Origin of the sequence: Quyinboa mangrovi, from assembly GCF_042219825.1 — a bacterium.
In the GTDB taxonomy this organism is placed as follows: Bacteria; Bacteroidota; Bacteroidia; order Bacteroidales; family UBA5342; genus JBHJHP01.
In genome coordinates this window covers 99,346-116,982 of sequence record NZ_JBHJHQ010000005.1, presented here as the reverse complement: position 1 = coordinate 116,982, position 17,637 = coordinate 99,346, and the positions used below count along the sequence as shown (strand labels likewise).

The 17,637-nt window shown below is 38.4% G+C and carries 15 protein-coding genes; 5 read left to right on the top strand and 10 right to left on the bottom strand.

Annotated features, from left to right (window positions below; genetic code table 11):
* Positions 1–55: 55 nt before the first annotated feature.
* A complete protein-coding gene (gene pnp, locus ACE1ET_RS11790) occupies positions 56–2,200 on the bottom strand; it encodes a polyribonucleotide nucleotidyltransferase (RefSeq protein WP_375728612.1) in 2,145 nt (714 codons plus the stop codon).
* Between the two features lie 382 nt (positions 2,201–2,582).
* On the opposite strand from pnp, the gene ACE1ET_RS11785 reads away from it, so the two are divergent.
* A complete protein-coding gene (locus ACE1ET_RS11785) occupies positions 2,583–3,032 on the top strand; it encodes a hypothetical protein (RefSeq protein WP_375728611.1) in 450 nt (149 codons plus the stop codon).
* A 139-nt stretch (positions 3,033–3,171) separates the two neighbouring features.
* Complete coding sequence (locus ACE1ET_RS11780; RefSeq protein WP_375728610.1) at positions 3,172–3,678, top strand: DUF4494 domain-containing protein; 507 nt, start codon at positions 3,172–3,174, stop codon at positions 3,676–3,678.
* 6 nt (positions 3,679–3,684) lie between these two features.
* Here the strand turns inward: ACE1ET_RS11780 and ACE1ET_RS11775 are convergent, their stop codons facing one another.
* Genes ACE1ET_RS11775 through prmA form a run of 7 tightly spaced genes read right to left on the bottom strand, consistent with a single transcriptional unit; the run spans position 3,685 to position 8,904 of the window.
* Complete coding sequence (locus ACE1ET_RS11775; RefSeq protein ID WP_375728609.1) at positions 3,685–4,671, bottom strand: hypothetical protein; 987 nt, start codon at positions 4,669–4,671, stop codon at positions 3,685–3,687.
* Positions 4,672–4,731: 60 nt separating this feature from the next.
* Positions 4,732–5,598 carry a nucleoside phosphorylase gene (locus tag ACE1ET_RS11770; RefSeq protein WP_375728608.1) on the bottom strand — a complete coding sequence of 289 codons (867 nt, stop codon included), beginning with the start codon at positions 5,596–5,598 and terminating at the stop codon, positions 4,732–4,734.
* A complete protein-coding gene (gene nadD / locus ACE1ET_RS11765) occupies positions 5,595–6,164 on the bottom strand; it encodes a nicotinate (nicotinamide) nucleotide adenylyltransferase (RefSeq protein WP_375728607.1) in 570 nt (189 codons plus the stop codon). Before nadD ends, ACE1ET_RS11770 begins: the two co-directional genes overlap by 4 nt.
* An 11-nt stretch (positions 6,165–6,175) precedes the next feature.
* Positions 6,176–6,742 carry a guanylate kinase gene (gene gmk, locus ACE1ET_RS11760; RefSeq protein WP_375728606.1) on the bottom strand — a complete coding sequence of 189 codons (567 nt, stop codon included), beginning with the start codon at positions 6,740–6,742 and terminating at the stop codon, positions 6,176–6,178.
* A 1-nt stretch (position 6,743) separates the two neighbouring features.
* The gene (locus tag ACE1ET_RS11755) at positions 6,744–7,619 is read right to left on the bottom strand and encodes a YicC/YloC family endoribonuclease (RefSeq protein ID WP_375728605.1); all 876 of its coding nucleotides are present in this window, start codon (positions 7,617–7,619) and stop codon (positions 6,744–6,746) included.
* A 53-nt stretch (positions 7,620–7,672) separates the two neighbouring features.
* Positions 7,673–8,059: a (deoxy)nucleoside triphosphate pyrophosphohydrolase gene (locus ACE1ET_RS11750; RefSeq protein WP_375728604.1), complete on the bottom strand. Its 387-nt coding sequence runs from the start codon at positions 8,057–8,059 to the stop codon at positions 7,673–7,675.
* A gap of 5 nt (positions 8,060–8,064) precedes the next feature.
* Positions 8,065–8,904: a 50S ribosomal protein L11 methyltransferase gene (prmA, locus tag ACE1ET_RS11745; protein ID WP_375728603.1), complete on the bottom strand. Its 840-nt coding sequence runs from the start codon at positions 8,902–8,904 to the stop codon at positions 8,065–8,067.
* Between the two features lie 59 nt (positions 8,905–8,963).
* Between prmA and ACE1ET_RS11740 the strand changes: the two genes are divergently transcribed.
* Genes ACE1ET_RS11740 through mgrA form a run of 3 tightly spaced genes read left to right on the top strand, consistent with a single transcriptional unit; the run spans position 8,964 to position 13,785 of the window.
* Positions 8,964–11,954, top strand: a complete 2,991-nt coding sequence (locus ACE1ET_RS11740; RefSeq protein WP_375728602.1) for a serine hydrolase domain-containing protein — start codon at positions 8,964–8,966, stop codon at positions 11,952–11,954.
* The gene (gene pgeF / locus ACE1ET_RS11735) at positions 11,951–12,757 is read left to right on the top strand and encodes a peptidoglycan editing factor PgeF (protein ID WP_375728601.1); all 807 of its coding nucleotides are present in this window, start codon (positions 11,951–11,953) and stop codon (positions 12,755–12,757) included. Before ACE1ET_RS11740 ends, pgeF begins: the two co-directional genes overlap by 4 nt.
* A gap of 11 nt (positions 12,758–12,768) precedes the next feature.
* Positions 12,769–13,785 carry an L-glyceraldehyde 3-phosphate reductase gene (gene mgrA / locus ACE1ET_RS11730; protein ID WP_375728600.1) on the top strand — a complete coding sequence of 339 codons (1,017 nt, stop codon included), beginning with the start codon at positions 12,769–12,771 and terminating at the stop codon, positions 13,783–13,785.
* Positions 13,786–13,910: 125 nt separating this feature from the next.
* On the opposite strand, the gene ACE1ET_RS11725 is transcribed toward mgrA, so the two are convergent.
* Together ACE1ET_RS11725 and ACE1ET_RS11720 are read right to left on the bottom strand one after the other, a co-directional pair.
* Positions 13,911–16,565: a cytochrome ubiquinol oxidase subunit I gene (locus tag ACE1ET_RS11725; RefSeq protein WP_375728599.1), complete on the bottom strand. Its 2,655-nt coding sequence runs from the start codon at positions 16,563–16,565 to the stop codon at positions 13,911–13,913.
* Positions 16,562–17,614 carry a hypothetical protein gene (locus ACE1ET_RS11720; RefSeq protein ID WP_375728598.1) on the bottom strand — a complete coding sequence of 351 codons (1,053 nt, stop codon included), beginning with the start codon at positions 17,612–17,614 and terminating at the stop codon, positions 16,562–16,564. Before ACE1ET_RS11720 ends, ACE1ET_RS11725 begins: the two co-directional genes overlap by 4 nt.
* Positions 17,615–17,637 lie beyond the last annotated feature (23 nt).

Sequence of the window (17,637 nt, the reverse complement as noted above, 5' to 3'; positions counted from 1 at the left end):
ATAGTAATTTGAACGGGAAGAAAAAAGCCCCGGTTTTAACCGGGGCTTTATGGAATTAATTATTCTCTTTTTGTTTATCTTCTCTTGGAGGCCTTGGAATCAAAACCTTGTGTGATAATTTGAATTTACCGGTTTTTTCATCGATAGAGATGAGTTTAACCTGAATCTTATCACCTTCTTTAAGGCCTGTTTCTTCCATATCCTTGAACCGTTTCCAGTCGATTTCTGAAATGTGTAAAAGACCTTCTTTGCCTGGAAGAATTTCAACGAAAGCACCAAACGGAGCAAGTGCCTTAACGGTAGAATCGTAAACTTCACCTATTTCCGGTACTGCAATAATTGCTTTGATTCTTGCCATCGCTTTGCTGATACTGTCAAGGTTTGCAGCGGCAACCTGAACCTGACCTCTTCCATCAGCTTCTTCAATAGTAATAACAGCACCAGATACTTCCTGGATCTCCTGAATAATTTTACCACCAGGACCAATCACAGCTCCAATCATTTCTTTTGGAATTGAGAATGCCTCAATCCTTGGAGCATTTGGTTTAAGATCTTCACGTGGTTCTTCAATTGTTTCTGCAATTTTGTCCAGGATATACATTCTTCCGTCTTTAGCCTGGTTCAATGCTTTTTCAAGGATTTCGTATGATAAACCGTCAACCTTGATATCCATCTGTGTTGCAGTTATGCCATCACGTGTTCCCGTTACTTTAAAGTCCATATCACCAAGGTGGTCTTCATCACCCAGTATGTCAGATAATACAGCAAACTTCTCATTTCCTTTATCTGTGATAAGTCCCATAGCGATACCTGAAACAGGTTTTTTAATTTGTAAACCTGAATCCATGAGTGCCAGGGTTCCCGCACAAACTGTGGCCATTGAAGATGAACCGTTTGATTCCAGAATATCCGAAACAATACGGATGGTATAAGGTGTTTGTTCTGGAAGCATCCTCTTTAATGCTCTGAATGCCAGATTACCATGGCCAATTTCTCTTCTGCCAACACCCCTTTGTGGTCGCGCTTCGCCAGTTGAGAATGGCGGGAAATTATAATGCAACAGGAATTTCTCTTTTCCTTTTAGCAATACGTCATCAATTATTTTTTCATCCAGTTTGGTGCCAAGTGTTACCGTTGTAAGGGATTGTGTTTCACCACGTGTGAAAATCGCAGAACCATGTGCACCCGGTAAATAATCAATTTCTGACCAAATAGGACGGATCTCTGTAGTCTTACGGCCATCAAGACGAATACCTTCATCAAGGATCGCTCTTCTTACGGCTTCTTTTTCTACGTCATGGTAGAATTTGCCAATAAGGAAAGCTTTCTCTTCCGCTTCTTCTTCTGATAAACCAGCAATGTATTCTTCTTTTACAGAACTAAATGCATCCTGCCTGGCATGCTTATCAGCGTTCCCTTCAAGTGCAATAGCATATACTTTATCGTAAGTTTTTTCCCAAATATCTTTTTTCAGATCTTCATCTTTCTTTTCGTGGTCATATTCGCGTTTTATTTTACCAACCATTTCAGCCAGTTCAATCTGTGCTTTACACTGATCTTTAATTGCATCATGGGCAAACATCATGGCTTCCAGAAGATCTTTTTCGGATACTTCGCTCATTTCACCTTCTACCATCATAATGTTGTCAATAGTAGCAGCAACCATGATATCAAGATCGGCTTTTTCAAGTTCTTCAAAGGTTGGGTTAATTTTCAGTTGGCCATCAATTCTGGCTACACGAACTTCTGAAATTGGTCCGTTGAATGGAATGTCTGATACAGCTAATGCAGCAGATGCTGCCAATCCGGCAAGCGCATCCGGCATATCAACACCGTCAGCTGAGATCAGGTTTACAGTAACAAAGGTTTCAGCATGAAAATCATCCGGGAAAAGCGGTCTTAACGCTCGGTCAACCAGACGGCTTGTCAGAATTTCTGCATCGGATGCACGGCCTTCTCTTTTAAGAAAACCACCGGGAAATCTGCCGAATGAAGCATACTTTTCTTTATAATCCACTGATAAGGGCATAAAGTCAACATCTTCACCTGCTTCCTGTGCTGCTACGGCAGTAGCCAAAAGCATTGTATTACCCATTCTGACAACAACAGAACCATCAGCCTGTTTGGCTAATTTTCCTGTTTCAATTGTGATGGTTCTTCCATCACTTAATTCAATTGTTTTCGTTTTTACTTGTAACATTTCTTTTTCTAATTACGCGTTACGTTTTTTAATATATCTCCTTTAAATCGTGGCAAATATACAATTTAATGCGGCAAGTTAATTGTTTTAAATCATTTTATAGGCGTCAAAATATATATAAACAAGATCATTTTCAGGTCTTTTATTTAAACCGTCAATTTTTTTAACAAATTTTAATTCAGTCTAAATTACAGAATTTGAAGTCTTTGTCTAAATATGTTTTAAAATCATGTTTTATAATTATGTTGTAAAACATATTTATTGTATCTTTGAACTGTCAAAAATAATGTTATGAGAATCTCGAAATAGCACAGATGGTGGAAGAAGTAGAAATTCGAGTAAGTTGTTTTTAGAATTAGGTTTATATTTAAACAGTAACATTATGAAAAAGAGAAGTTTATTTTTAGGTTTAAGCTTGCTGTTAGCAGTTTTACCTTTTGGAAGTATGAATGCGCAATTTGCAGGTAGTGACAACGATTTTTATCTGGCATCTAATATTGAAATCCAACCAATCGAAGTTAATGATTCCAAATCTTCATCTGTTGCCAGTGAAGAGAGCGAATCAGCACTCAGGTTAATAGAAGAGCCGGGAAAAATGGTTATGTATTATTCTGAGGATGTTCTTACTTTGAGCTATGTAAACAGTAGTAGGGAAAGGGTATTCTTTTCAGTAAACGATGAAGATGGAAACATGCTTTATTCAAAGTATTTCAGGGATGAACCAATGGTTCATAGTCGTGTACTGATGAATAAACTGCCTGGTGGAGAGTATGTTGCAGTGCTGAGGACAGACAAAGATCTGATCAGAAAGTCTTTTGTCATTAATCAGTAATGGTATTGGTCTTTACCATTACCTAAACTCTAACCTCCTTATTTACAATTAGAAAATTTATTAATATTCAGATAATTTAATAAAGGTTTTTCCCGCCGGGAAAAACCTTTATTTTTGCACGCTTAAATCAGAAATAATTATGAATTGGTTTGAAGTAAAAGTAAAGTATCAGAAAATTGATGAGCAGGGAAAGGAAAAGAAAATTTCTGAGCCCTACCTTGTAGATGCAGTTTCATTTACAGAAGCAGAATCACGGATATATGAAGAGTTAAAGCCTTATCTTGGTGAAGAATTTAACATTCTGAATATTAAAAGGGCGAACTATTCCGATTTATTTTTTTATGATTCAGGTGATCGTTGGTTTAAGTGTAAAGTTGTTTTTGTAACGCTTGATGAAGAAAAAGGTGTTGAAAAAAAGACATCCAACTATATGTTGGTTCAGGCAACGAACATTGATGAAGCTCTGTCGAACTTAACTGAATCTATGAAGGATTGTACAGTAGACTATAGTGTTCAGTCGGTTCAGGAAACACCCATTATGGATGTATTTCCTTACTTTAAAGATGATAATGGAACAGAAGACATTGCCGGCTTAACACCGGTGAGTGATCTTGAGCCAAATAAAGAGTTTGATTCTGAGGTATAGTCAGAATCAAACTTTATCAGCATATTTTGAGTAATTCTTTTTAAAGACGTAAATCAGCAGTAAAATAACATAGCCCAGTAAGGCAACTTTTATTACTGATATGATGATATCCATTAAACTTGATTCCATTTTTGTTGTCACAATAGGGAAGTTGTCAATTATTGTTACAGGATCAGTATACAAATTAAGTTCAGTAACAAACGGTTTCTTTTGGTTTTCTAATCGTAATTTATAAATGTGAAAAAGTTGTTGCCTGTTTTCACCTAATATTAGTCCCTGGCGGTTGCTGAACTGTAATTGCTGTAAATCTGTTGAGCCGTTAAAATAACTGAAATTTTGCAGACTGTCCAATAACCGAATTTCATGATTAAATGAAGCAACTTTATAATTAACTTCCTTTAGTCTGTAATCGTTAATTCGGATTATTGATGGTTTATTATTAAGGTAAGTGACAATTTTTTCTCCAAGAACTTCAAATAGTGCAGGATCTTGCACCCTAGCTTCTATGCACATGTAGGTTGAATCAAGGACGTTTAAAGTGTCCCGGGTAGAATGGTTATCTTTAATATCCAGTTCATCTATAATACCGTCCCCCCAATAATCAATATAAAAATGAGGCTTTACGGCAGTGATTTTACTTATCTCTGACGAATCTGAGTTTAAATTTTTTTCAAGAATTGGGTAAGTAAAACTATTTTTATTACTAATGTAAGTATTTATTTCAGAGATAAATGGTTTAAGATCCCTCGTTGTCATAGCATTCGATCGGATTTTCATAAAGGACTGATAAACATCTTTTGAATTCATCGTAGAATATATTCCCCAACCCAAGCCAATGATAACAAAGATGATCATGAAAATGTAGTTTTTTACTCCAAAAACTATAAACCACCACATGGCATTATATAGAAAAATAAAGAATTTAGCAATTGATCTTCCAATGGATTGAAGCAGATCGAGCAAATCAATCTCTTTTGTTTTGTCCTCTTTCATATGTGTTGAGATAATAATTTATTAAAGCAAAAATATATTTTAAATCTTAATTCTGAAAACTTATATCAGTTCCAATACATGTTCAATTAATTGACTGATTACTATCTTATAGTCTTTGCTGTATTTTTTTGTTACCCTGTTGGCAATTATGGCACACAAAGTAACAGCATTGTGACCGAGTAATTTTGATAGTCCTGCAATTGCAGAGCTTTCCATTTCGTAATTAGCTATAATAGATCCGTTAAAATTAAACGATTCAATTATTTTATTTATTTCCCGGTTTGAGGTCTTGAGCCGGAGTTCTCGGCCTTGAGGCCCATAAAATCCAGGTGCAGAAATTGTGCAGCCTTTTATAATATGCTCACTATCCAGCCTTTTAATAAGTTCTTCGGATGCATGAACCACGTAGGGTGAAGCCAGTTCCGGAAGCCATTTCAATTCCTTTTTTAAATATGATTCAAATTTCAAATCCGAAATTTCATTTCTTCCTTCATAAAAATTCAGCAGCCCATCAAATCCAATGGATCTTTCCGACATGACGATGCTATCAACCGGAATATCTTTATGAAGTCCTCCCGACGTTCCAATACGAACGATATCAAGTGATGTAAGATTTGACTTTATTTCGCGGGTCTCAAAATCAATATTGACAAGGGCATCCAGTTCATTCACCACAATATCGATGTTATCTGTTCCAATTCCTGTAGAAAGAACAGTAATATGTTTCCCTTTATAGTAACCTGTTTTAGATACAAATTCCCTGTTTTCTGCTTCTGATTCTATGCTGTCAAAATGTTTCGTAATAGTTTCTACTCTTCCCGGATCGCCAACTAAAATTACTTTTTCTGCAAGTTCTCCAGGTTTAATATGTAAATGAAATGCTGATCCGTCGACATTAATAATTAATTCTGATTCAGGTATTCTCATGACTGGTACAATTTGTTTTTGGTTATAAATTTAAGGACTTTGCTGTCAATTCTGGTATCCTTAGACGCATTGTTCTGTAAGTTTTCTCGTATCTCTGTACTTGAGTAGTTAAGTAATGGCGCTTTAATTAATTTGATATTGAGGCTTTTATCTGTATCAGTGGTCTGGTTTCGGGGATATGCCCAAACCTCATATTCAGATAATATTTTTTCATAATTTCCCCATTTTCGGAATTCCGCAAGGTTGTCTCCGCCAATGAGTAAAACAAAGTTATTATCAGGATATTTAGAGCTTAAATACCGTAAGGATTGGTATGTATAAGATGGTTTTGCAAGTTGTTCCTCAAAGTTTGTAGCTCTGAATCCCGTTTTATTCTCAATGGCAAGCTGAACCATTTTAAGTCTTATTTCGGACGATGGTTTCTTTTGTTCTGTTTTCCATGGATTTTCAGGTGATACCACAAACCAGATTTCCTCCAGATCGCTGTTTTTTAAAATAAATTCTGCGATTTCAACATGTCCTTTATGAATTGGATTAAATGAGCCGAAGAATAAACCGGTTTTCAAATGGTACTTTTTTATTTTAAAAAATCTGTCAGAAGCTTTTCCGCTTTTGCTTTAGCCTGTTTCAGGTCGTCGTTCACAATAATAACGTCAAATTTATCGGCGTATTTTAATTCCTGTGCTGCCTTGGCAACACGTTTTTCAATGGTTTCCGCATCATCTGTAGCTCTTGCTTTCAGTCGGTTTTCAAGTTCTTTTACCGAAGGAGGCTGAACAAAAATTGCCAGTGCCCTGTCGCCATAAAAGGATTTTATATTTAATCCGCCTACTACGTCAACATCGAAAATAACATTGTTGCCGCTTTCCGTAATGCGCTCAACTTCTGATTTCAATGTGCCGTAACAGATATCTTTATAAACTTCTTCCCATTCCAAAAATGCGCCCGATTCAATTTTTGTCCTGAACTCTTCCGGACTTAAAAAATAGTAATCTTTCCCGTGTTTTTCCGTTCCTCTTGGTTTTCTGCTTGTGGCTGAAATTGAAAATTCCAGTTTGAAATTCTGGTTCAATAAGTGTTTGATAATGGTTGTTTTGCCTGAACCCGAGGGAGCAGAAAAAATGATCAGTTTGCCGTTTTGCATTCTATAACACGTTTAATACCTGTTCTTTAATTTGTTCCAGCTCGTCTTTCATTTGAACCACCAGTTTCTGAATATCGTGGTGATTTGCCTTGGATCCTAAGGTATTTATTTCCCGGCCGATTTCCTGAGAAATAAACCCCAGTTTTTTACCCGAAGATTCTTTAAGATTCAGTGTTTCAATAAAATAATTCAGATGATTTTCCAGTCTCACTTTCTCTTCACTGATATCGAGCTTTTCGATATAGTAGATCATTTCCTGCTCAAAACGATTCGGATCAAATTCCATGGATGATTTCAGATCATTCAGGTTGTCTGTAATTCGCGCACGTACTCTTTCAATTCTTTCTTTTTCATATTGGGGTACTTCTTTGTGCAATGACCTGATGTTTTCAATTTTTTCAATCAGATGTTCTTCCAGTGATTTTCCTTCCTGAATTCTGAACGCAATCATCTGTTTCAGTGCTTCCTGAAGAGCGGCTAAAATTGTATTCCATTCTTCGTCATCAATTTCTTCAATTTCCGTTTTCAAGGCATCCGGAAGACGTAATATGGTTGAAAACAGATCCTCAGGAACCGGTACGTTGCAGGTTTTTGAAATTTCCTGTATCTGTTTTTTGTAGTTTTCAAAAATATTGGGATTAATGACAGTAGATGTATCATTTCCCAGATTTTCAACATACAAAAACATATCAACCTTACCTCTCTGAAGTGTTTTTGAGATGGTGGATCTGATCTCAACATCCTTATCCTTATATATACCTGGAATTCGGGTGTTGATATCCATCTGCTTGCTGTTAAGCGATTTTATCTCAATGGTTATGTTTTTGTCTTTTAATTCACAAACGGCTTTCCCGTAACCGGTCATCGATTGAATCATATATCTCTTTTTTCGTGATGTGCAAATGTACTAAAATAATGTTTGCGGGGCGATTAACCTAATAAATCAGGGTTTTTCAACAAGTATTCATAAAGCAGAACGTCCGGTGAAGTAAAATCGTAATTTCCAAATTCTTCAGGATGACAAAACCGGTAATCAGCATGCTCATTTAATAAAATCTTTCCGTCATAACCGCTGCATATAAAAGGTATCAGCTCTATGGTTGAACCGTAAACAAAATGCCGGATTTGTTTCCATGGTTCGATGCTTATGTTTAGTTCTTCCTGAATTTCCCGTATAATGCACTCCTCTTCAGTTTCTTCCGGTTTTATTTTTCCCCCTGGAAATTCCCACTTACCAGGATTGTTCATTTGTGGTCCTCGTTTACAAATTAGGACTCTATTATCATTTACAATAATGGCGCACGTTACCCTGATCATACATTTCAGGCTTTATAGAAGACCGCCATAGTCCAGTCCGATTTGGTGTGATGATGATGGTAAACCAGATTATTTTTTTCGGCTTCTTCCTTGATAATATCAAGATCAGAAAGGTAAAATCCGCTAAACAGTATCTTTCCTCCGGACTTTAATACAAGCGAATAGTACTTCATATCTTCCAATAGGATGTTGCGATTGATATTTGCAATAATCACATCAAACTGCCTGTTCCCAAGTTTTTCTGCTCCACCAAGTACTACTTTAATTCCATCAACATTGTTAATGGCAATATTTTCTTTAGTGTTATTATAAGCCCACTCGTCAATATCAATGGCTGTAAGATCCGAACTGCCTCGCATAGCTGCAAGAATAGCCAGGATTCCGGTTCCGCAACCCATGTCCAGCACAACTTTGTTTTGCAGATCAGTTTCCAGGAGTTCCTCAATCATAAGGTATGTTGTGGCATGGTGTCCGGTTCCAAATGACATTTTCGGATCAACCAGGATTTCATATTCCGCTTTTCCCTGAACAGGATGAAAGCTGCTTCTAATTAAACACTTATCGCCAATTCTGATCGGTTGAAAAAAGTTTTTCTCCCATTCCTCGTTCCAGTTCTTTTCTTCCAGCTTTGAAATTTCGAAACTTAATTTTTCTTCAACGGACAAGGCATTTATGACGTCCGTAATCTCGTTTTTTGTTGCTTTATCATCGGAAATAAAAGCTCTGAGTTGTCTGTCTTCTTCAATGAAACCATCAAAACCGTAATCAGACAATAACGCGATCAAAATTTCTGTTAATGCATTGTTAGTAACAGGTATGTTAATTTTTACATCAAAATTTCCCATGCTGCAAAGTATATCTTAATTTCGTTGCAAAATTAGACAATACAATTGTTTTCTGGCAGATGTTGAGACAAATTCGTGAATTAATCATACTATTTTTAATCCTTTTTTCGGTCCAAAAATTTAATGCGCAGCAAAATTTTCCACTTCATCCGGTTGAAAATTCTGATCGGATAGACTCGCTTATTTCAACTCTTAGCCTTGAGCAGAAAATAGGACAATTGTTTTTTATTGATGTGCAGAGTACTTCATCGGAAAGGGGAAGACAGCAACTTATTAAACGGGTTGAAAAGTATCATCCTGGAGGAATACTGTTCATGCAGGGCGCACCATCAGAACAGTTAAATTTGATGCGGGACCTGAACGGTATTTCCCAAATTCCACTGTTTTATTCTATAGATGGAGAATGGGGAGTCTCCATGCGGCTGGATTCTGTAACATGGTTTCCAAAACACATGATGCTGGGAGCCATACGTGATAACCGTATTGTGAAGGAAGTTGGTTACGCCATCGGACAGCAGTGTCGTGGTGTTGGGATCAATATAAATTTTGCTCCTGTTCTTGATGTGAACAGTAATTCAGCAAACCCGGTGATCAACATACGCTCTTTTGGAGAAAATCCATATCGTGTGGCAGATAAAGGATATGCTTATTTTTCGGGAATGCAAAATGCCGGTGTGATGGCTGTAGGGAAGCACTTTCCAGGACATGGTGATACAAACCTCGATTCGCATCATGATCTTCCTGTAATTAATAAATCGTTACAGCAATTATCCCAAAATGAATTAATTCCGTTTAAAAAGGCAATTAATCTGGGAATTGAAGGGATTATGGCCGGCCATCTTTTGGTCCCTGCACTGGATTCAACAGGATTACCTGTTTCGCTTTCTAAAGAGGCGCTGGATTATTTGAGACACGAACTTCATTTCGGAGGACTGATTTTTTCTGATGCATTGAATATGCGTTCGGTAGATGACAGATTTGATCAACATTATTTAAAGGCTTTTATGGCAGGGAATGATGTGCTTTTATTTCCTGCTGACATAGAAAAAGCGGTAAATGAAATAAAGGCTGGCGTTTCAGATAGTATTATAACAGAACAGGAAATTAATGCACGGGTCAAACGAATTCTCATCGATAAAAATAAATATCTTATTGATTCGGTACCAGATATGTATGGTGAAAAACAGGATTATCTGCAATTCCGAAATATTTTGGATAAGGCGGTCAGGCATGCCGTTACATTAGTAAAGAATGATAACCGGATGCTTCCGTTTTCTACTGATAACCACAGGCAGGCTCTGTTAGTTACTATTGGCGGGACATTTGATAAATTTGGTGATATGTTGAATCGTTACAGGCAGTTTGATCAGGTTAATCTTGATATAAACAGCCCTGAGCAAATCAATAAGGTTTTGTTGAAAGCTTCAGGCTACGATGACATAGTGGTGGCATATACAGGAAATATTTTTTCAGTAGCAACAAATTACGGATTTAATAATAAAGTTCAGGATATACTGCTGAAACTGCCATCGCAAAAAAATATTTCCTTGGTATTGTTTTCAAATCCCTATCTTTTAAAAGGTCTTAAGGAATCCTTACTCAAACGGTTTGGGTCAATTCTGGTAGCATATGAGGATAAACCTGAAATAGAAAAGGTAACAGCGCAGATTATTATGGGTGGTTTGCCGGCAATGGGAATGCTTCCTGTATCAGCGGGGCTGAAATTTCCTGAAGGAACGGGTTTATATACTACAAAAATACGCCTGAATTACGGGTTTCCTGAAAATGAAAAACTTAATAATGACACCCTTGACCTGATTGATTCGCTGGTTTACAGTGCCATTGAAGACAAAGCGATGCCTGGTTGTCAGGTGCTGATTGCAAAAAACGGAGAGATTGTTTTTGATAAATCGTATGGATATCAAACATATAAGGAAAAGGATACTGTTGTTTGGAGTGATTTGTATGATTTGGCATCAGTAACAAAAATAGCTGCCACTTTACCGGTGGTGATGCACTTAAATGAAACCGGAAAGCTGAACCTTGACATGAAACTCAGGGAATTTGATCATCTGTGTACGGATACCTTCAAAAGCGATATTTCTATACGCGAATTACTGTTGCATCAGTCTGGTCTGAAGCCTTACATCCCTTTTCATTATATGATTGTTAATACCGATAATTTAAAGGATGGACTTTTTAGCCGGCGGAAAACATCGGTTTTTAATATACAGGTAGGTGAAGGTGTTTACGTGAATCGTTATGCAAAATTCAAGGATGGATTTGTGAGTAAAAGAAAGGATGCAGATCATTCTATAGAAGTGGTTCCGGAGATGTATATGTTCGATGCCATTAAGGATTCAATCTATACATGGATCGACACAAGTGATGTAGATTCTACACGTAGTTACCGCTATAGTGATCTGAATTTCTATTACCTTGAAAAGGTTGTGGATTTTGTAACACACTCCACACTTGATGTCCTGGCCGATTCTATGTATTACAATACGCTTGGAATGAATAACACGATGTTCAGACCAATACAGCAGGTTGATCTGAAAAGAATTGTCCCAACCGAAGATGATCATTTTTTTCGTAAACGTTTATTAAGAGGTTATGTCCACGATCAGGCTGCGGCAATGGTAGGCGGTGTGGCCGGTCATGCAGGTCTTTTCTCCAATGCCACTGATATAGCCAAATATGGCCAAATGCTTTTGAATGATGGCTGGTATGGAAATACGCACTATTTTAAATCTTCAACCATAGATTATTATACACAAACCGGTAACCAGCTTAACCGGCGTGGATTAGGATTCGATAAGCCAGAGCCGGATACATCAAAAGTTAGTCCGGCGTGTTTGTCGGCATCTTTAAAAAGTTTTGGTCATTCGGGATTCACAGGAACTTATGTATGGATCGATCCCCAATATCAGATTGTATATGTGTTTTTGTCAAACAGGGTAAATCCTGATGCATACAATAATAAGCTGGTAGATGAAAACGTACGGACCAATATTCAGCAAAAAATCTATAATGCCATGTTGCCATGATCCAAAAGAAGCTGCAACATATCATGGTATATCAGCATGAGATCTTCAATGATTTTCCTGAGTTGATTCAGATAACTACATCCAGGGTGGGAGGTTACAGCTCACCTCCGTTTGATGCATTAAATCTTGGCGAAAATACGGCTGATGATACGGAGCTGATAGAAAGCAATATTGAATTGGTAAAGTCAGATATTTCTTTTTTAGCAGGATTGGATCAATTTATTTTACCGGTTCAGGTTCATGGGAATAATATTGTAACGATAAATGAAGATTTTCTGAATAAGGATCAGGAGCAAAAGGAATTACTTCTATCATCCTGTGATGCATTGATAACATCTTTACCGGCTGTTTTCGTTGGTATAAGAACTGCGGACTGTGTGCCGGTTACGGTTTACAACAAACCTTCCGGAATTATAGGTGTAATTCATGCGGGTTGGCGTGGTATTGCCAACGGAATAATTGGGAAAACCTTAAAAATGATGGGCGTTGAACATTCGCCTGAAAATCTCTTTTGTGGTATTGGCCCTTGTATTGAAGGTGATAAGTATGAAGTAGGGCAGGAGGTGATTGATGAAATTGAGAAGGTCTTGCCTGGAGAATCAGTCTGGTTCATACAAAACGGAAGCTTTTATTTTGATTTAAAGAAAGCGGCACGAATTCAATTAGAACAGTCAGGTGTTTCGGGATCAAATATAGAGAGTTGTACATTTTGCACATGGAAGAACAATACTGAGTTTTATTCGTATAGAATGGAAAATGGAAATACAGGTAGGTTTTTGACCGGTATGATGATAAAATCTTAAAATCGATAACAATGGATTATACTCCTGACAAAACAAGGTATGAGAATATGGTTTATAACCGAAGTGGCAAAAGTGGTGTGTTGCTGCCTGCTGTTTCGCTCGGGTTATGGCATAATTTCGGTGGGGTGAATAACTATAGTAATGCAAAAGATATTATCCGTACAGCTTTTGACAGAGGGATAACGCATTTTGATCTGGCTAATAATTACGGTCCTCCATACGGTTCGGCGGAAGAAACATTTGGAAGAATTTTAAAAGAAGATTTTCATCATCATCGGGATGAATTGTTTATTTCATCTAAAGCCGGTTTTGATATGTGGGACGGGCCTTACGGAAACTGGGGCTCCAGAAAATACCTTATGGCCAGTCTGGATCAGAGCCTGAAACGTATGGGGCTGGATTATGTGGATGTATTTTACCATCATCGGCCCGATCCGGAAACTCCGCTGGAAGAAACTATGCAGGCTTTAACAGACATTGTTCGTTCTGGCAAAGCATTGTATGCTGCCATATCCAATTATCCGGCAGAACAAGCCGCAAAGGCCTTTGAAATTTTAAAGGAGAATAAAACACCCTGTCTGTTGCATCAGGCTAAATACAATATGTTTGTGCGATGGGTAGAGGAAGATCTACTGGATGCGGTTGAAGCGCACGGTGTTGGGTGTATCGTCTTTTCTCCTCTGGCTGAAGGTTTGTTAACTAATAAATATATTACTGGTATTCCGGAAGGATCGCGGGCATCAAAAAATTACGGCCATTTGCAGAAGGAATGGATTACGGAAGAACGGATTAAAAAAGTAATTAAATTAAATGAACTGGCTACCAGCCGGGATCAGTCGCTTGCGCAGATGGCTTTAGCCTGGTTACTGAAAGATCACAGAGTCACCTCTGTTTTAATCGGAGCAAGTTCTGTTAGTCAGTTGGAGGATAATCTTGCGGCACTTAATAACCTCAGTTTTTCTGCCGATGAACTGGAACTTATAGAATCTGTTTTGGATAATAAAAACGAATATTCAAAGAATTTATAAAATTGTCCACCTTTGAAAAAGGGGGTGCGGAGCTGGGGTTTTGAAACAAATAAAAAGAAGATTTAATAGATAACAAACGAGGGCTTCTCTTTAAGAGAAACCCTCGCTCATATTTGTCTGAATTATTACTTAACAATAGCTACATTATCTTTTCTGTTCACCATATTCCGGTGATGGCCATTTACATCCATAGCCTTTATATGACAAACTGCACAATTATTATGGGTGCCTATTGTTCCTGCCATATCCTGATACTGCAAAGGCTGCATATTATCCCTTTGTTTTTCATAAATGTTTTGCGCCCCATACACTGCATGGGTTGAGCCGTGGCAGGAAATACACATCACGCCATTATTGTCCGTGCGGTTGCGATACAGATCGTTAAAGCTGGCAGCCCACTTGTTAAAGGCGGTTCCGGTATAACCGTCCTGGTTAATGTTGAAGTTAGTATGGCAACCTTTACAATCCGGTTCGTTCAACCAGGGCGTACGAGGGTTAATGCTGGCTTTGTCAGCAGCAAAATATGGCTCCAGGTTTTTAGCAAGGACTTCTGCCTGCTTAATGTTTTTCTGTGCTGCCAAAAGACTTAAGGCATGATCCTCAATCCTTCCGTGACAATTTGTGCAATTTATGCCCGTTTCGGTATGTCTTCCCCGGTAACAGTTTGTGTTTCCTGTTGTAGCTGACGGGTGACACATATTACACGACGTGTTGTCCATATTGGCTAAATAATTGGCATGGAAACCGTGTACGGCAGACGAAAAGTTTAGAATGCCATCCTGTCCTTTTGCGCCCACTGCCGGGTCGGCGTGGCAGGATTGACAAAGTTTTGGATGACCGTTTTCTGCGTCAGCCAGTAAGGTTGTTCCATTATATCTGTCGTGAGCAGCAAGAATATTTCGTGATGTTTCATTTGATACACCTGATATTCCGTTCCATGCAAAATCGCCACCATGGCAGTTTTTACATCCCATTTCTGTGGACGTCGGCGTAACCGCTTTTGTTGTCACCAGTAATTCACCGGTATTTTTGTCGATTGCCCGTATGGTGAACATCGGGTAAGGGCTGTAGATATTATCCTCACGGTATGGAACCACCGGGATGAAATCTGCTGCAAAGTGGTTGCCATGAACATCCATGGTATCTTTAACGGTCTTTCCGGCTAAGCCTTTGCCTAAAGGAATATCCACTCCGAAAATTTCTTTCGAGTATTCCCAGAATGAAGGATGCGTTTTCTCGGGATGCGCATGCATAGGTTCTGCCTCGTACAGCAGTTCAACACCTTCTGTAACAACCTGTGGTACAGCACCACGTTTAAAAAGTTGTGCATTCAGTGTGTTAGCGGGAGGAAGGAATGAAAAATATTTTTCATCATCAGAGATACAGTGCATGCCGAGGTCATTCCATACTAACAATACATAGTCATCCTTTTTGGGGTCAAAGGGAGGTACTTCTGTTGTGAGTGGAGTGGGTATGTACGGTTTTGAAACTGAAGTTGTTTTGCCCTGGATATCCTCATAAATATAAGCCGCTAATGCATCTTTTTCCTTTTCTGTTCCTACAAACGGAGGCATGTATGTGTTTACTTTTCCCATCCCTGTTAATTGTGCAACAAGACCGCGTTCCGTTAAACGGTTTGTCCTGGATTTGATTCCATTATAATTATCAATGGTATGACAGGACATACACTGAATGCGGTAAATTTCGGCACCGGCCTGAAGTTTATTGTCATTGGTAACTTTTTTTATTTTGGACCATTTAGCAGAAGCTAAAAAGCCGGTCTCATTTATTATTGGAATATCCTCAGGATGAATGCCATTGGAATACATATAATCATATAGTACATAGGGTTTTCGCGCTATTTCGCGCATGTATTCAAACCCGGACATCCAGCCCAGACTAATTATTACCAATGCAAATGCCAGGAGCTTTTGAAGAAAACTATTCATCTTTACGATAGTCAGTAAGCCAAGTCCGAATAAAGCTATGGAAGCATAAATGAGAAGGCTGATGAAGACGCGGCTTTCAGGATTAACATGAAACAGATTTCTGAATGATTCTTCACTGATTACGGTTGAATAATAAAATCCGGTTAATGCCAGAACCACCAACGGAATGTACATCCATTTTGCGCTATACCGGAATACGCGGGTTCTTAACTCCTTGTCTTTTAAAAATGATCCGGTTACCAATGCAAAGACACCGGCAAATGTTACCGCTATAGCTGTTCTGAATAACAGACCGGGTAAAAAGCTGGGATTGAAGAATCCTAGCCAGAAATTTCCGGTTTCAATCCATCTTCCGGGTGTTAGCATGAATCCGAGGATGCCATTGATGATAAATAAACTTAACCATGCAAAAATGAAATAAAGCCATCCGATGATCATATGGTTTTTAGGATTCATTTTATCGAACCGGTAGTGATAAATAAGCAGCGCCACAATTTCCCCAATAAAAAATACCCATTCTATAGCCCAGCCGAACACAAAATTATGGATCAGGGCCGATGTAGCACCCGGATTTACCAATGAGATGATGAACCAAATGCCAACTCCGGAAACACCTCCAAACACCATGGTCAGCAGCATGAAGAAAGACGTATGTTTTTTAACGTATTGCAACATACCAGAATCATTTGATTTTATGGCTTTGCGTTCAGTCATTACCAGGAATAAACCGCCGCCAACGGCAAGATGGGCTACAACTACATGTAATATTGCAATGATTGCGATGAGCAGACCACCGCCAATATTTGGGAGATACCAAATTGGATAATTCATGATTTTTTGATTTTAGGTTCAACAGCAAGCTTGTACATATAGAATAACAGGAACAAACCCAGAATAAAAACAAGCAAAAATGCAATAAGCGGAGTGCTTTGGTGTACATTTTCAAGTTGTGATGGTTTAAAAATTCCGTCGAGGTAAGTATAGCGGGCTATCTCCCGCACAACGGCCATCAGTATCACCTGAAACAATCCCTGAATTAAAGAAGGAATCAGTTTCCCGCGCATCGCGAAAATGATGATAAGTACTGCTGATACTAATACCAACATCATGAGGATGGTGGCAATAATGTTCTGTCCCATGAATGCCATGGTAACATCTTTAGGCAATGCCAGCCAAAACCAGATGCCAAAAATAAACTGTATCATGGTAGTAAATCCGAAGATTCTCAAATTCTTTTTTATGCCTTGTTCTTTTTCCTCGGGGTCTGCTTTTTTAAAGAACCGTATCCAGATAGCTTTTCCTAAACCGGCAATTGCTACTGCAGCTGTTATAAAATGCAGGTAACGCGGCCAGAACGATGGATCACGAAGGTTCAGCAGGGTTCCTCCCGGATTGTCGTTGTAGGCACTCCATTTGTCCGGTTGAATAGAAAAGGTGGAGTTGTTGACAAACATGAACCCGATATACAGAATGAGCAATGTGGACAAGATGAGCATTGCTTTTCCAAAGGTAGAATTGGTGTCCATTCTTCTTGAAAAGATATAGGCACCGTAATAAGCCAGAATTAAAATCGGAATAATCATGATCCAGTAAACCGACATCATGACCGAACTGGAATAAAAGAAGTTTCCGAACAGCACCTGCACAAACAGTAGTGGAGGTACCCCTAAGTTGATTGTAAGTGCAATCAATGTAGGAATGTGTTGGGATTCCTTGTCAATACTCTTCCCTCGTACCAAATCGCCAATGGCCAGAAGACTTCCTCCTAAAACCAGGTTCATCAGTAACAAATGAAGTACAAATGTAAACGTTAACAAAATCTGAAACCAGACCCAATGTACGGGTAAGGTATCCGGGGTGGGGATAACATCATTTAACATAGTGAGAGATCTAATTGATTGGA

Bases quoted from the DNA above. Each gene is read 5' to 3' on its own strand.
- ACE1ET_RS11725 (WP_375728599.1), bottom strand. From the start codon at position 16,565: ATGAATTATCCAATTTGGTATCTCCCAAATATTGGCGGTGGTCTGCTC.
- gmk (WP_375728606.1), bottom strand. From the start codon at position 6,742: ATGCAAAACGGCAAACTGATCATTTTTTCTGCTCCCTCGGGTTCAGGC.
- ACE1ET_RS11770 (WP_375728608.1), bottom strand. From the start codon at position 5,598: ATGAGAATACCTGAATCAGAATTAATTATTAATGTCGACGGATCAGCA.
- pgeF (WP_375728601.1), top strand. From the start codon at position 11,951: ATGATCCAAAAGAAGCTGCAACATATCATGGTATATCAGCATGAGATC.
- ACE1ET_RS11780 (WP_375728610.1), top strand. From the start codon at position 3,172: ATGAATTGGTTTGAAGTAAAAGTAAAGTATCAGAAAATTGATGAGCAG.
- mgrA (WP_375728600.1), top strand. From the start codon at position 12,769: ATGGATTATACTCCTGACAAAACAAGGTATGAGAATATGGTTTATAAC.
- prmA (WP_375728603.1), bottom strand. From the start codon at position 8,904: ATGGGAAATTTTGATGTAAAAATTAACATACCTGTTACTAACAATGCA.
- ACE1ET_RS11740 (WP_375728602.1), top strand. From the start codon at position 8,964: ATGTTGAGACAAATTCGTGAATTAATCATACTATTTTTAATCCTTTTT.
- pnp (WP_375728612.1), bottom strand. From the start codon at position 2,200: ATGTTACAAGTAAAAACGAAAACAATTGAATTAAGTGATGGAAGAACC.
- ACE1ET_RS11775 (WP_375728609.1), bottom strand. From the start codon at position 4,671: ATGAAAGAGGACAAAACAAAAGAGATTGATTTGCTCGATCTGCTTCAA.
- ACE1ET_RS11785 (WP_375728611.1), top strand. From the start codon at position 2,583: ATGAAAAAGAGAAGTTTATTTTTAGGTTTAAGCTTGCTGTTAGCAGTT.
- ACE1ET_RS11750 (WP_375728604.1), bottom strand. From the start codon at position 8,059: ATGATCAGGGTAACGTGCGCCATTATTGTAAATGATAATAGAGTCCTA.
- ACE1ET_RS11755 (WP_375728605.1), bottom strand. From the start codon at position 7,619: ATGATTCAATCGATGACCGGTTACGGGAAAGCCGTTTGTGAATTAAAA.
- ACE1ET_RS11720 (WP_375728598.1), bottom strand. From the start codon at position 17,614: ATGTTAAATGATGTTATCCCCACCCCGGATACCTTACCCGTACATTGG.